This is a genomic window from Rhodococcus sp. ENV425 (genome assembly GCF_002887785.1).
In the GTDB taxonomy this organism is placed as follows: domain Bacteria; phylum Actinomycetota; class Actinomycetes; order Mycobacteriales; family Mycobacteriaceae; genus Rhodococcus; species Rhodococcus aetherivorans.
Map to the genome: position 1 here is coordinate 65,337 of NZ_PCZU01000212.1, position 14,331 is coordinate 79,667.

The 14,331-nt window shown below is 71.6% G+C and carries 16 protein-coding genes; 12 read left to right on the top strand and 4 right to left on the bottom strand.

Annotated features, from left to right (window positions below):
- The 3 genes from CQZ88_RS17970 to CQZ88_RS17980 form a co-directional block, all read left to right on the top strand.
- The coding region (locus tag CQZ88_RS17970) for an iron ABC transporter permease (protein WP_102800114.1) at positions 1-1,110 on the top strand (1,110 nt) is incomplete at its 5' end.
- A complete protein-coding gene (locus tag CQZ88_RS17975) occupies positions 1,107-1,889 on the top strand; it encodes an ABC transporter ATP-binding protein (protein WP_065923534.1) in 783 nt (260 codons plus the stop codon). The genes CQZ88_RS17970 and CQZ88_RS17975, both read left to right, overlap by 4 nt.
- On the top strand, positions 1,882-2,655 hold the full coding sequence (locus CQZ88_RS17980; RefSeq protein WP_006932009.1) for a (2Fe-2S)-binding protein: 774 nt from the start codon (positions 1,882-1,884) through the stop codon (positions 2,653-2,655). The genes CQZ88_RS17975 and CQZ88_RS17980 overlap by 8 nt, the downstream gene beginning before the upstream one ends.
- Positions 2,656-2,659: 4 nt before the next feature.
- Here CQZ88_RS17980 and CQZ88_RS17985 read toward each other — a convergent pair whose 3' ends face one another.
- Entirely contained in the window at positions 2,660-3,064 is a 405-nt protein-coding gene (locus CQZ88_RS17985) for a DUF1304 domain-containing protein (protein WP_006932010.1), read from the bottom strand.
- Positions 3,061-3,522: a hypothetical protein gene (locus tag CQZ88_RS17990; protein ID WP_043801529.1), complete on the bottom strand. Its 462-nt coding sequence runs from the start codon at positions 3,520-3,522 to the stop codon at positions 3,061-3,063. Before CQZ88_RS17990 ends, CQZ88_RS17985 begins: the two co-directional genes overlap by 4 nt.
- Before the next feature lie 87 nt (positions 3,523-3,609).
- Between CQZ88_RS17990 and CQZ88_RS17995 the strand changes: the two genes are divergently transcribed.
- A complete protein-coding gene (locus CQZ88_RS17995; protein ID WP_006932013.1) occupies positions 3,610-4,677 on the top strand; it encodes a helix-turn-helix transcriptional regulator in 1,068 nt (355 codons plus the stop codon).
- 34 nt (positions 4,678-4,711) lie between these two features.
- The gene (locus tag CQZ88_RS18000; protein WP_043801534.1) at positions 4,712-5,977 is read left to right on the top strand and encodes a serine hydrolase; all 1,266 of its coding nucleotides are present in this window, start codon (positions 4,712-4,714) and stop codon (positions 5,975-5,977) included.
- A 36-nt stretch (positions 5,978-6,013) separates the two neighbouring features.
- Here CQZ88_RS18000 and CQZ88_RS18005 read toward each other — a convergent pair whose 3' ends face one another.
- Together CQZ88_RS18005 and CQZ88_RS18010 are read right to left on the bottom strand one after the other, a co-directional pair.
- Complete coding sequence (locus tag CQZ88_RS18005; protein ID WP_102800111.1) at positions 6,014-6,775, bottom strand: IclR family transcriptional regulator; 762 nt, start codon at positions 6,773-6,775, stop codon at positions 6,014-6,016.
- Entirely contained in the window at positions 6,772-8,253 is a 1,482-nt protein-coding gene (locus tag CQZ88_RS18010; RefSeq protein ID WP_043801538.1) for an APC family permease, read from the bottom strand. Before CQZ88_RS18010 ends, CQZ88_RS18005 begins: the two co-directional genes overlap by 4 nt.
- A gap of 438 nt (positions 8,254-8,691) precedes the next feature.
- Here CQZ88_RS18010 and CQZ88_RS18015 point away from each other — a divergent pair, with 438 nt between their 5' ends.
- Genes CQZ88_RS18015 through CQZ88_RS18045 form a run of 7 tightly spaced genes read left to right on the top strand, consistent with a single transcriptional unit; the run spans position 8,692 to position 14,243 of the window.
- Complete coding sequence (locus tag CQZ88_RS18015) at positions 8,692-9,282, top strand: MauE/DoxX family redox-associated membrane protein (RefSeq protein WP_029541402.1); 591 nt, start codon at positions 8,692-8,694, stop codon at positions 9,280-9,282.
- 40 nt (positions 9,283-9,322) lie between these two features.
- Positions 9,323-9,937 carry a redoxin domain-containing protein gene (locus CQZ88_RS18020; protein WP_006932024.1) on the top strand — a complete coding sequence of 205 codons (615 nt, stop codon included), beginning with the start codon at positions 9,323-9,325 and terminating at the stop codon, positions 9,935-9,937.
- A gap of 44 nt (positions 9,938-9,981) precedes the next feature.
- Entirely contained in the window at positions 9,982-10,644 is a 663-nt protein-coding gene (locus tag CQZ88_RS18025) for a methylamine dehydrogenase light chain (RefSeq protein WP_029541405.1), read from the top strand.
- Entirely contained in the window at positions 10,641-11,954 is a 1,314-nt protein-coding gene (locus CQZ88_RS18030; RefSeq protein WP_065922984.1) for a hypothetical protein, read from the top strand. The genes CQZ88_RS18025 and CQZ88_RS18030 overlap by 4 nt, the downstream gene beginning before the upstream one ends.
- Entirely contained in the window at positions 11,951-13,564 is a 1,614-nt protein-coding gene (locus CQZ88_RS18035; protein WP_102800112.1) for a multicopper oxidase family protein, read from the top strand. Before CQZ88_RS18030 ends, CQZ88_RS18035 begins: the two co-directional genes overlap by 4 nt.
- An 11-nt stretch (positions 13,565-13,575) precedes the next feature.
- Positions 13,576-13,920, top strand: coding sequence for a plastocyanin/azurin family copper-binding protein (locus tag CQZ88_RS18040; protein ID WP_029541412.1), 345 nt, complete (start codon positions 13,576-13,578; stop codon positions 13,918-13,920).
- A complete protein-coding gene (locus CQZ88_RS18045; protein WP_006940361.1) occupies positions 13,917-14,243 on the top strand; it encodes a cupredoxin domain-containing protein in 327 nt (108 codons plus the stop codon). The genes CQZ88_RS18040 and CQZ88_RS18045 overlap by 4 nt, the downstream gene beginning before the upstream one ends.
- Positions 14,244-14,331 lie beyond the last annotated feature (88 nt).

Sequence of the window (14,331 nt, forward strand, 5' to 3'; positions counted from 1 at the left end):
CCCGCCGGTACCCTCGCCGACGCATCGGCGCCGCACGCCGGCGCCGCGGCGCCGGCCGCGCGGGGACGGGACGGGGGCGCGGCGCGTCGTTCGCTGTGGCTGATCCTGCCGCCGCTGCTCGCCGCACTCGTGCTGGCGCTGGCGGGCGCCGTGTCGCTGGGCACGGTGAACATCCCCTTCGGCGACGTGTGGGCGATCGTCGCGCACCGCCTCGCACCGGGGGCCTTCACGCCGTGGTGGACCGCGGCGCGGGAAGCGATCGTCGTCGAATCACGCCTGCCCCGGGCGTTGACGGCCGCCGTCGTCGGTGCCGCGCTCGCGATCGCCGGGGTGGTGGCGCAGGCGGTGACCCGCAACCCGCTGGCCGACCCCTACCTGTTGGGCGTGTCCTCCGGTGCCGGGTTCGGGGTGGTGCTGGTGACGGTCCTGGGTGTCGGCAGCGGCGCACTCGGAGCGTTCACCCTGCCGTTCGCGGCCTTCCTCGGAGCCCTGTTTCCGCTCGCCGGCGCGATCGCGGTGAGTCTGCGCGCCCATGCCGTCACCGCGATCGTCCTCGTCGGCGTGGCGATGTCGATGGTGTTCTCCGCGGCGACCACCTTCACCCTGCTGGTCCTGGGTGACGACCGTCAGATCGGTACGGTGATGCGTTGGCTGGCAGGAGGATTCGGGGATGCGGCGTGGTCGATGCTCGCCGCGCCGGCGCTGGTCCTGCTCACCGTCGGCGGCGGCGTCCTGCTGTGCGGCCGGCAGCTGAACCTGCTGCTCGTCGGCGACGACGGGGCGACCGCCCTGGGAATGGACGTGCGGCGGTTCCGCATCCTGATCCTGCTGGCGGTCTCTCTGCTCACCGCCGCGGCGGTGGCCGTCTCGGGGACCGTCGGATTCATCGGACTGCTGATCCCGCACATCGCCGGCCATCTCGTCGGCCGCAACACCGTCCGGCTGATACCCGTGGCGGCGGTGGCCGGGGCGCTCGCGCTGGTCCTGGCCGACATGGTCGCCCGTTCGGTCAGCGGCTCGACCGAGCTGCCGGTGGGGGTCGTCACCGGTCTGCTCGGTGCGCCCGCCTTCCTCGTCATGCTGTGGCGCAGCTACGGGCGGGCACGATGACCCGCCTGCGCGCCACCGGGGTCCGCGCGCGGCTGGGCGAACGCACCGTACTCGACGGGGTGGACCTCGACGTGGCCCCGGGCCGGGTGCTCGCCCTCGTCGGGCCCAACGGCAGCGGCAAGACGACCCTGCTGCGCGCCTGTTACCGCGCGGTGCGGGTCGGGGCCGGCGCGATCACCGTCGGCGACGAGGACGTCACGGACCTGAAGCGCCGCACGCTCGCGCGCCTCGTCGGGGTCGGCGTCCAGGAGCCGGTCTCGCTCGGTGGGACGACCGTGCGCGAATCGGTGCAGCTGGGACGCACCGCCCGGCGGGGATGGCTCGAACCGTTCGGTGACGACGACCGGGTGGTCGTCGAGGATGTGCTCGGCCGGCTCGGGCTGCTGCACCTCGCCGATCGCGACGTGCTCGCCCTGTCCGGTGGGGAACGCCAGCGTGTGTCCATAGCCCGGGCCCTGGCCCAGCAACCCCGCGTGCTCCTGCTCGACGAGCCGACGAATCATCTCGACCTGCGCCACCAGCTGACCGTGCTGGAGTTGCTGCGCAGCCTCGCCGCGGACGGGCTCGCCGTGCTGGTGACGCTGCACGACCTGCGGCTGGCGACCGCGTACTGCGATCGCATGGCGGTACTGGACCACGGATCGGTGGTCGCTGCGGGAACCCCGGAAGACGTCCTGCATCCCGCCGTGCTGGCGGGGGTCTTCGGAGTTCGTGGCCGGGTGGCTGTGGACGGCGACGGACGACGCACGCTCGAGGTCTGGGGGCTCGCCGATGCCTGACGGGCACGCCGACGCCGCGGCGCGTGCCTACGCCGCGGCCCGAACCCTGCTCGGCGACTTCGCGCACACCGTCGACCTCGGGACCGCCGTCCTTCCGGGCACGGTGACGACCGATCCGCAGTGGCTGGCCGGACGGGTATCCGACACCGGCCGCAGGTGGGACTGCAGCGACCCTCGGGTCAACGGCACGCTCTGGTGGTACTCGGCCAGTTCGACCCTGGTGGCCGGACCCGTCGCGATGCTCCTGGCCACCGGTCACGCTCCCGATCCCGACCCGGCCCGGTTGCGCTGCGTGCTGCGGGAGGACGGCTACCTCGGCGCGGTGCGTTCCTCGCGCCTGCTGCCCGGGCGCGATGCCTTTGCACGCGCTCTCGTGCCGGCGCTGTCGGCGATCATCGCGCCGCTCGCGCGGGTGTCGGGTGCGCCGGAGCGGGCGTTGTGGGCCGTCGCGTCCGACTCGATCGCCAACCGTGCCCTCGACGCCGGGCGTGCCGCCCACCGCGTCGACGACGGGTGCACCCTCGCCGCCGCGCTGTCGCGGCCGCCGCTGCTGCCACCGCGTTTCGTCGACGTCGATCCCACCGGGAGCGTCACGGCGGCAGCTCCCGGATCGCCGGAACCGGCGGACGGGCGACGCTTCGTGCGACGCAGCTCCTGCTGCCTGATCTACCGGGCGACCGACAGCGGCAAGTGCACGAGCTGCCCGCGCCGGTCACCGGCCGACCGCGCCGCGGCGCTGGGGCGGTACGTCGCCGCGCAGGAGTAGCGGATCAGGCTGCCGCGAGCGCGATCAGCGCGATCGCCGGTGGCGTGCACTGCGCCGCGGCACCCCCGAGCCCGGCGCCGCGGGGCCGGCTCATGGCCATGCGGTCCGAGACGAACAGGGCGATCCCGGCGAGCAGCATGAACGAACACGTGTAGAGCACGAGCGCGCGTCCGACCGTGTCCTCGCCGGCCCGCCACAGGGCCACCCCCATCAGCGCGCCGGTGCCGAGGAACAGGTTGTAGAAGCCGACGTTGAACGCCCACATCCGCACCGCTGCGACGTCGCCGGTGGGGATGCGGAACAGGTCTTCGTGTATCGACGGCCGCCGGAACAGCAGCGTCTCCCACACGAAGGCGAGCAGATGCACGGCCGCGCCGACCAGCGCGGCGACCTGCGCGAGAACGATCACGACGCACCTGCCTCCGCTGCGAGCGTGACCCCGTACCGGTCGGCGACCTCTCGGAGAATCCGACCCGTCTCGTCCGGTGGACGCTCGTGCCCGAGGGCGTCGACCGCGCCGAAGAATCCGCCCATCGAGGTCCCGGCGGCGATCAGCAGGAAGGTCGCGGCGTCGGTCAGGACGGTGAAGGAGTTCACCGTTCCCGGCGCGAGGGTGATCGTGTCCCCGGCCGCGAGCTCGTGACCGGTCGCTGCGGCACGGACCAGGATCCGGCCGCTCAGCACGTGATACGACTTGGCCCACGGTTCGGCGTGCAGCGGCGCCGGCTCGGTGCGCGGGGCCTCGACGAGGAAGAGCTCGTAGGCTCCGCCGGCGTGTGCACCGGTGGACAGGACCGTGACGGTTGCGTCGGGCAGGGTGAGGCGACGGCCCTCGCCCATCCTGCAGAGTTCGATGTTGTCGGACATGTCTGTCACGTTAGGAACCGCCCGGCCGATGGCCCATCCCCGAAAACGGGGATGGGTACAGGTCCGCCACCAGCGCATACTGGGTTCATGCTCGAGATCCGGGCGGAGAAGGTGGGCCGCGAGGTGGTGGCGCTCGCGGCCGCGGGCGCCGATGTGACGCAGGTGCACGGGCGCGCCATCGAACTCGTCGGCCGGACGGTGCGCAGCGACCTGACGTGCTGGGCGATGATCGATCCCCGGTCCCTGACGATCGGTTCCATGACGAGCGGACCCGACCGGGTTCCGCCGGAATACGAGCCGCTGCTCGCCGAGAGCGAGTACCGCGGGCGGGATCCCGGCACTTTCGCCGAGCTGTTCCGCAACGGCCGCAGTGCGGCCCGGGGATCCGAGCTGCCCCCGGACGAGGTGGCCCACAGTCTTCGCCACGCCGGGGTGTGGCGTCCGCTCGGGTTGGACCACGAACTGCGCGTGATCTTCCGCATCGGCGGACTGTGCTGGGGTGCGGCCGGATTCGTTCGGTCCGGGGCGGACTTTACCGACTCGGAGGTCGAGTTCCTCACGCGGGTGGCGCCGGCGGTGGCGTCGGCGACCCGCGCCGCCGTGTGCGCCACCGCCGCCTCGCGCCTGGGCGACCCGGGTCCGGCGGTCGTACTCACCGGGGCCGCGGGTGAGCCGCTCGCGCTCACAGCGGCCGCCCGCGACTGGCAGGACCGATTCGACGAGATCGCGCCCGGACGGCTGGCCGTCATGGTGCGCGCCGCCGCGTTCGGGGCGCGTGCGAGCGGTTCGGGTGTGTTCCGAACGCGGATCCGCGACGCCACCGGCGGGTGGATCCTGATGCGGGCCACCGCGCTGCTGGGCGGTGCCGAACCGCAGACCGTGGTCACCATCGAGCATGCGACCGGCCTCGAACTCGCCGAGTTGCTGCTCGCCGCATACGCGCTCACCGCCCGCGAACGGGACGTGTGCCTCGAGGTGATGGCCGGATACTCGACCGCCGAGATCGCCGACCGTCGCGGTATCACTCCGAACACCGTCCACGATCACCTCAAGGCGATCTACACGAAGACCGGAGTCCGCAGCAGGGCCGAACTCACCGCCCGCCTGCGGTCCGATCGGGACCTGCGCCGAACCACAGCCGCCGGGCCGGAGTGATCGCACCGGCCGAGCGCATCTGCCAAGATCAGGCATGCCCCTGAACCGGCGGATCCTGTCCGTGCTGTGCGCACTCGGCCTCCTGACCGCCTGCACGTCGACGGACGATGCCGCGCCCGGCCCGTCCGGATCCGCCGACACCGCGGCCGCATCGGGGACCGCCTCGTCGGCCGACCCCGCACAGGCCGAGGCCGTGGACCGGATCGTGCGCGACACCATGGCGGAGACGCACCTGAAGGCGGCGGTCGTGCGCGTCACCGTCGACGGCAGGGAGATCCTCACCCGCGCCTACGGCGAATCCACCACCGGCGTGCCGGCGACGACCGACATGCACTTCCGCAACGGCGCGGTGGCCATCTCCTACGTCGCCACGCTGCTGCTGCAACTCGTCGACGAGGGGAAGGTCCGCCTCGACGACAAGGTCTCGACGTGGCTGCCCGACATTCCGAATTCGGACCGGGTCAACCTCGGGCAGCTCGCCCAGATGACCTCCGGCTATGCCGACTACGTGCAGAATCCCGAACTGTCGGATGCGATCTACCGGGACCCGTTCCGGAACTGGACGCCCGACGAGCTCATCGCCTACGGCACGTCCCAGCCCCTCTTCTACGAGCCCGGCACCAACTGGAACTACGCGCACACCAACTACGTGATCCTCGGCCTGGCCCTCGAGAAGATCACCGGCCGGCCGGTGGCGGAACTGCTGCAGGAGAAGGTACTCGATCCGCTCGGGCTGGACGGCACGACGCCGTCGCAGACGCCGACGATCCCGGAGCCGGTGCTGCATGCGTTCAGCTCGGAACGCCGGCAGGCGCTCGGGATCCCCGCCGCGACACCCTTCTACGAGGAATCCACGTTCTGGGACCCGTCCTGGACCATCACCCGCGGCGCCGTCCAGACCACCGACATCCACGACCTGCACGACACCGCGGTCGCCGTCGGCACCGGCACGCTGCTCTCCCCGGAGTCGTACCGGGCGATGGTGTCGACGGACCTGCGCGGCCGGACCACCGCGCTGCCCGGCTGCCCCACGTGCTTCCCGCAGTCCGAGGGCTACACCTATGGCCTCGGTGTGGTGGTCACCGGCAACTGGCTGATGCAGAACCCGTTGTTCGGTGGGTACGCCGCGGTCGAGGCATACCTGCCGTCGCGGAAGATCGCCGTCGCCGTCGCCGTCACCTTCGACCCGGCGGCGTTCGACGACACCGGTGCGTACCGGAACGAGGCCGACACGCTGTTCCGTCGGATCGGTGCGCACCTCGCCCCGGACGACGCACCCCCGCCGCGGCCCACCCGGTGACGAACCCCGCCGCGGCCCACCCGGTGACTCACGCCGTCACAGCAGCCCCGACAGGCGTGCCGAGCCGTCGAAGAGGAACCGCACGAGCACCGCGTCGTCCGGGGTGACCCGCGACGCCGACCCCTGCAGGTAGAGGCCGCCGACGACGAACGCCGAACGGTCCCGGATCGGCACCGCCAGCGCGGCCCGCCCGGTCCGGCACTCCTCGCCCTCGTACGCGTAGCCCGCGGCGGCGACGGCGCGCAGTTCCTCGGCGAGGACGTCGTGGTCGCAGATCGTGTGGTCGGTCAGGCGCCGCAGTTCCGGATCGGGACGCACGTGCGGATGGTGCGCCAACATGAGCTTGCCGAGGGCGTTGGCGTGCAGGTTCTTCGCGAGCACGCCGATGGCGATGATCTCGTGGTCGGGGTCCTTGTCGACGAACCGCAGCCGCCCGACCGCGAACGAGGCGACGTGCACCCCGAATCGGGTGTGGGTGCGCAGTTCCTCGACGACGTCGTGCAGCGTCGGCGACGGGCTCGTCTCCGCGGCCGCCTGCGCGAGCTCCGCGGTGCGACGACCCAGCGCGAAGCCGGACAGGTCCGGCACGCGGACGAGGAATCCGTCGGCCACGAGCAGGTTGAGCATGCGGTACGCGGTGGTCGGCGGCACCCCGGCGAACCTGGCGATCTCCTTCGCGGACGTGCCGGGGCCGAGCTGCGCGACGGCCTCGAGCATCCCCAGCGCCTTCTGCACCGCGCGCGGCTGCTGTCCGCTGAAGTGCGAATCGTCCGCGTGCACGGACACGTGCGCGGTCAACCCGGGTTCCCGTCGCGGGGACGGGCGTCGTCGCCGGGGTGCGGGACGTCCGGGAGGATGCGCCGCCGCCCGTCCGCGCCGATCACGAGGGTCCCCGCCCCGGGGAGGATGTCCCCGGTCTCGACCGAGTCGAACGCACCGATAGTCGTCAGGCTGCCGGGCCGGACCCGGCGCAGCACGTACTGCCACACCGTGCCGGACGCCGCGACCGCCGAGAGTGTCGCGGGCACGACCCATACGCCGTGCGCGGTGCCGTCGACGGCGATGTAGCCGAGCAGGCCCATCCCCAGGACCGAGACGAACAGCGCGGCCGCCCGCGTCACGACGGTGTGCTCGCCGATGCGGTGCAGGAATCGCAGCGACGCGACGGCCACCAGCGTGTAGGCCACGACGAGGCCGATCTCCACGACGCCGTCGAACGCCCCCGAATCCGCCCCCGCGAGGGACGCGTACAGGCACGCGCCGGCGAAACCCGCGGCGGTGAAGGAGAGCACGCCCACGTGCGGGGTGCGGAACCGGTCGTGGACACGGGCGAGGGCGCTCGGCAGCACCCGCTCGACACCCATCGAGTACAGCAGCCGGGAACCCGCCTGCGCGCACCCCAGGGTCGACGCGAGCCACGAGCACGTCATGCCCGCCTGCACCGCGAGCACCACACCGACGCTCGCGCCGGACGCCGTGCCGTCGAAGTACGCGCCGACGACGACGGCGCCGTGGCCGGACAACGCGGCCCACGCCGCGAACACGAACAGGACACCGACGACGACGGGGGAGATCAGCACGGTGCGAGTGACGGTCACCAACGGCCGCTTGGCCTCCGGGCCGAAGAACGCGGCGCTCTCGAAGCCCGCCATCGACAGCACGGTGAGCATCGCGAGGAACGGCATGAGGCTCAGGGGTGCGTCCGGCAGTTCGGTGGTGGCCGTGCCCGCACCGGCCGGGGTGCCGAGCATGAGCGCCACGATGAGCACGAGCGAGCACGCCTCGACGAGCAGGATGGCGCGCGTCGCGAACCGCACGCCGCGCACCGTGATCACCGCGACGGCAACCGCGACGAGACCGATCGTGACCGACCACGGCGCGGCGCCGGGCACGTGCATGCCGAGCAGGTCTGCGATGCGGAGCAGGCTCTGTGCGGCCTGCGACATCACCGAGATCGAGATGCCGAGATAGCCCAGCAGCAGCGCCGCGCCCGTGGTGAGGGTCGCGCGGGCACTCAGGCCCTGGAACACGAAGCTGTAGAGCGACCCGGCCGCGGCGAGGCGCCGCGTGAACTGCGTGATGCACAGCGCCACCAGCACCACCACGGCGGTGGTCCCCGCGATCGCCAGCAGACCGCCGACGCCCGGCCGGTGGGTCACCATCCACAGCGCGATGAACACCATCCCGGTTGCCGGCGCGATCGTCGACAGGGACTGGCCGAGCAGATCGATCGGGGTGAGCTGACGGCGGCCGAGGGCGCGCAGCGGCGAATACACCGGATCCCGATGGGTTTCGGCGTCCCGTGAGCGGGCAATCGCGGCCCGGAGTGCGGTTGTCACGATCGTCGTATCCCGTCTGTGCGTCCGTGCAGCCGGCGGTGCCGGCACCTCGGGCGGTGAAACGCCTCAGGGCGAGGGACAACGTAGCGCCGCGGTGTTACGCGACGGTTACCTCCGCGAACGACATGTGGACGGCAAGTGGGAATCCGCCCGACGCGGCGCTGTGGCCCGCGCCACCGCACGGCCCCGTGCCCCGTGCGGACACGGTCCCCCGAGCGCCGGAGACCGTGTCCCACCTGCAGTGTCCGCATGGGGCGCGCCGCCACGGCCGGTTCCACTCGCGGTGCCCCCGGACGTTTCCCCGACGACCCGTTCGCGACGCATCCGGTGCGCACGATTGACCGGCACGATCACTCGACTGCGAAGGGGACGACCATGATCTGGGCGGTGGTTGCGGCGCTCGTCGGCGGGACGTTGTTGCTCGCCGGGGTGCCGAAGGCCGGCGATCACGAGGGGCTGCTGCGCGTCGTCCGCGGCTATCGGCTGCTGCCGCCCGTGTTGGAACGGGCGGTCGCGCGGGTGTTGCCCGCCGCGGAGATCGCCGTGGGTGCCCTGCTGGTGCTCGGCGTCGCCGGCAGTGCCGCCGCGGCTGTCGCGGCGGTGCTGTTCCTCGGCTTCTTCGTCGGTCTCACCGTGAACCTCGCGCAGGGCCGGCGCGAGCTCGACTGCGGCTGCTTCGCGTTCGGCGGCCACGGCGAGGCACCGCGCATCGGCTGGTTCCACTCCGTGCGGGCCGGTGCGTTCGCCGCCGCGTCGATCGTGCTGGCCCTCACCGGACCCGCGACGATCGCCGCGCTCCAGCAGGTGGCGGCAATCGCGCTCGCGGCGCTCGCGCTCGCCGCCGGGCTCGCGGTGGCCCAGTTGCGCTCCGTGGTCCACGTCGGGCGCCGGCCCGTCGACGAGCACCTGACCGGCGCGTCCATCGAACTGCGCGCGGTCTCTGCCGTGTCGCGCTACGGGGCCTGAAACCATTTCTTCCACAACATTTTCCGAGACAGGACGACAGATGGACACCATATTTCTCGTTGCGATCATCGTGCTGGTGGTGGCGGTCGCCGTGTTGTTCCTGATGGTGCTCGCGCTGGCCCGCGAGATCGGCCGGGTACAGGTCCGGCTCGGCCCCCTCGGGGCCCGCATGATGGACACCGGTCCGAAGATCGAGCAGGCCGGCCCGTCCTTCCGGGGCCTCACCGACCATGTGGGCCGCACCGTCGGCGTCGGCGGCCACCGCGACAGGCCGCAGCTGCTGCTGTTCACGGCGCCCACCTGTTCCACCTGCAAGAGCCTGCTGCCCGGCATCCGGGCGATGGCCAAGGCGGAGAAGGACCTCGACGTCGTGATCGTCTCCGACGGCACACCGGAGGAACACCGGCAGTTCCTCGCCGGAAGCAACATCGGCACCGAACTGAGCTACGTCGACGGCCGCGACGTCGGCATCGCCTACCAGGTCGGCACCACCCCCTACGGGGTGATCCTCGACGAGCACGGCAGGATCCGCGCCAAGGGGCTGTGCAACCACATGGCCCAGGTCGAGAGCCTGCTCAACGCCCTCGAGACCGGCACCCCGTCGCTGCAGCACCTGCACGAACAGGCCAAGGCCCGCGCCGCCGCGAGCGCCTGAATCCCGCCTTCCCCCTGGACGAACGGAGAGATGCGTTGGAAGAGATGTACGAGAACCGGTATCCGGTCGACGAGGAGACCGTCAAGGAACAAGCCGCCTGGATGGCCGGCAAGGGCGGCTCGTTCATGAGCCGCACCGGACGCCGGATGTCGGAACAGGTGTCGCGCCGCTCGATGATCAGCCGCCTCGGCCGCTGGACGATGGGCGTGTCGGGGGTGGCGCTCATCAGTTCGCTTCCGGTGACGCGCACCGCGTTCGCGCAGGAACCCGCCCCCGAGCCCGGCCCGGAACCGCTCGTGCCCGTGTACGACGGCAAGGATCCCGCCGAGTGCGAGTACTGGCGCTGGTGCAACATGGACGGCACCTCCTGCGCTGCCTGCAACGGAGGCGGAGTGACCACGTGCGCGCCGGGCAGCAAGCCGGGCGCCGAATTCTGGGTGGGCTGCTGCACCAACCCCGACACCGGCAAGACCTACCTGATCGCCTACTACGACTGCTGCGGCGCCCCGTCGTGCTCCAACGCCTTCTGCGGCGAGCCCGACATGCAGGCCGTCATGTACAACCCGGTCTCGGGCAGCTACGACCAGGAGATCATCTGGTGCGTGTCCGACGAATCCCAGTCGTACACCTGCACCATGGCCCCCATCATCGGCGAGGACTGCCAGGCCCGTCCCGCCGACCGCCCGAAGGTCGGTGCCGGATCATGACATCGCGTTCCCGCCGCCTCGTGCGTCCCGCCGCGGCCGTCGTTCCGCTCGCGCTGCTCGTCACCCTCGCCGGTTGCGGCTCGTCCGGCGACGACGCGAACACCGCCGGCGACGTCACCTATCCCACCGTCGAATTCAGCACCCCCGGCGAGGGCATCTCGCTCGGCCACGACGACCAGGAGATCGGCGACACCATCCCCGAACCGCTGCACGTCGCCGAGATCGACCCCATCCGACGTGACCAGCTCGTCGCCGTGGCAGGCGGATTCGGCAAGCTCGAGCTCGGCGTCAACGTCCTCGACCCGAAGACGGGCGTCGCCGGCAGCCGCATCGTCGTCGGCCCCGGCATCTGGGACCCCGTGATCCACGGCTTCGTCGGCGAGACCCCGTCCGATCCGGCCGTTCTCGCCGCCGAGGTGTGGCGCCCCCGCGGCTCGCGGGGGGCCGCGGACTTCACCGTCAGCACCTACTCCGGGAATCTGCTCGAGCCGGCCGAGGCGCTGCTGCCCGACGTCGCGCGCGTGCACTCGCGGCCCGGTTCCAACGCGGTCACCTCCGACGGGCGGTACTTCGTCACGTGGGACGACGGGCTCTACGGCGTCCGCGTCGTGGACCTCGAGACGAAGCAGCAGAGCGGGGCCGTGCAGATCGTCGGCTGCGGACCGTTCACCTGGACCGTGGACCACGAGATCTACAGCGTGTGCGAGGAGACCGGCGAGCTGATCCGGATCTCCGTCGGCGACGACGGAGTGCCGGCCGAGACCGCCCGGGCGAAGGTGCTGCCGGAGGACTTCGTCAGCGCCCGGAAGGTCGGGTGGGCCGCCGAGGCGCGCAAGGCCCTGCTGGTCGGGGAGAACGGCGACGTGTACGTCTTCGACTTCTCGAACGGCCTGCCGCAGGGCGCGGTGACGCCGATCGGCAACGCCGGTCAGCCCGACGGGCGGTTCGCGAGCGACGTCATCGACAACACCGGCACCCGGATCGCGATCGCCTACACCGACTCACCGATCCATCCCAGTTCCGCGCGCGGCGGCGACCTGGCCCGCATCGTGCTGTCCGACGCCGCGAACCTCGCCCCGATCCGGTCGCTGAGCCTGCAGGACCTGGGGCTGACCGACATCGCGAGCATGGCGTTCTCCGTCGACGGCGCGACGTTCTACGTCCTCGGTGGCAATCCGGAGGGTCAGGGCGAGGCGGCACAGCGCATCGTCGGGTTCGACGCCGCGACCGGGCAACAGGTCTCCTCGGCGGAGATCAGCGGCAACGTCGAGGATTTCACCGACCTGCTCACCCCCGAGGTGATCGGATGAGACAACCCGACAACGGGTTGGGCCGGCGCCGATTCCTCGCCCTGGGCTCCCTCGGAGCCGGGGCGCTGGGAATGAGCGCGCTCGGGTTCGGTGCCGCCGGCTGCGCTACCGCATCGTCCGGTACGCAGCCGGCGGCCGCCGGCTCGGACACACGATCGGCGGCGTCCGATCTCGACTACATTTCCCCGGCCGATCCGGAGATCGCCGCCGCCGAGGCCGCCCGCGGGTGGAACGGCACCGTGGCGTCGTTCGCGCTCGCCGCCGGATTCTCCACCGTCGACCTGGGCGGACGCCTGGTCGACACCTGGACCTACGGCGGGCACGCCGTCGCCCCCGAACTGCGGGTACGCAAGGGCGACCGGCTCGACGCCGCGGTGCGCAACGACCTGGACGCCGACACCACGCTCCACTGGCACGGCATCCGGATCCGCAACGACATGGACGGCGCAGCGCCCGTCACCCAGGCGGCGATCGCACCGGGCACGACGTTCGACTACAGCTTCGTCGTCCCGGACCCCGGCACCCACTGGTACCACTCGCACAGCGGCCTGCAGGCCGACCGCGGCCTGTTCGGCGCCCTGATCGTGGAGGACCCCGACGACCGCACCGGCGCCGACGCCGACGCCGTCCTGGTCCTCGACGACTGGGTCGACGGCCTGGGCACCACGCCCGACGCCGTGCTCACGGCGCTCAACCCCGCGATCTCCGGCGGTCACGGCGGCCACGGCGGGGGTGCGGCACCCGGCGCGCACCCGGCCGGCGACATGGACGTCGCCCGGCGGCTGGTGAGCGCCGGGCACGGCGACTCCGCGCCCCTCGGCGGGATGACCCAGCACATCGCGTATCCGTTGCACCTGATCAACGGTCGTCCCCCGAACGATCCCGCCCCGGTCGTCGCCGTGGCGGGGCAGCGGTTGCGGCTGCGGATCGTCAACGCGGCGGCGGAGACCCCGTACCGGTTCGCGGTGGCCGGGCACGAACTCACGATTGTCGCGGCGGACGGCTTCGACGTGCAGCCCACCGTCGCCGACACGATCGTCGTCGGAATGGCGCAACGCTACGACGTCCTCGTCACCGTGAAGTCGGGCGTGTGGCCGATCGTCGCGAAGGTCGAAGGGCGGCAAGGGTATGCCTCGACGGTGCTGCGCACCCCGGATGCGGTGCCGATGGCCGACGCCGACGTGGGCGATGCGATCCCCGAACTCGGCGGCCGGCTCGTCGCGGAGAACGCGTTGCGGCCTGCCGACACCGTGCGGCTCGACCCGCGCGAGCCCGACCGGGACTACCGGATCGAGCTGATCCAGGCAGGGGACCGCTACGTGTGGGGCATGGCCGGCGCCGACGCCGGCCGCCTCGTCATGAAACAGGGTGAACGCGTGCGGATCACGATGAAGAACTCGTCCACCATGTGGCACCCCATGCACACGCACGGACACACCTTCGCGATCGGCGCGTACGGCGGGTTGCGCCGCGACACGGTCAACGTGCTGCCCGGCACCGAACTTGCGATCGAATTCGATGCCGACAATCCGGGCGAATGGATGTTCCACTGCCACAACGCCTACCACTTCGAAGCCGGCATGACCGCGAACCTGCGGTACATCCGATGAGAGGAATCGCCATGAGAAGGTCCGTCACCCTGCTCGCCGGCCTGCTGACCGCGGCGAGCCTGTCCGCGTGCGGCAGCGCCGGAGGTTCGGCCGAACCGGCCGTCGTCGTGGAGGTGAAGAACATGGCCTACAACCCGGAGTCGGTGACGATCGAGAAGGGGCAGACCGTCGAATGGCGATTCGACGACGGCGGACTGCCGCACGACGTCGTGGGCGAGGGCCCCCTCGAGGGGGAGCTGAAGAGTGAACTCCTCACCGAGGGAACGTATTCCTACACCTTCGACGAAGCCGGCACCTTCACCTATCACTGCACGCCGCACCCGATGATGGTCGGCACCGTGATCGTCCGGGAATGACCCGGCGACCGGGGTGGGCTGCGGCCCTGCTGCTTCCGCTCGTCACGGCCTGCGGCCCGTCCGAGCGGCCCCCGGACGCGGTGGTGGTCGTCAGCAACGTCCACTTCGCTCCGCCCGACGTGACCGTGCCGGCCGGCGGCACCGTCGAATGGCGGTTCGAGGACGGCGGGGTGCTGCACCAGGTCACGTCGGAGGGGCGGTTCGACAGCGGGATCACCGGGGGAGGCACGTACTCCCACACCTTCGACGAACCGGGAACCTACGAGTACACCTGCTCGGTCCACCGGTACATGACCGGCACCGTCACCGTCACCGAATCCTGAACCAGTCGTCCGAATCCGGAGAACACCGACCCCCTTGGAGGAAGTCATGACAGCAGTACTCACGCACGAGCCGCTGACGACGGACGTG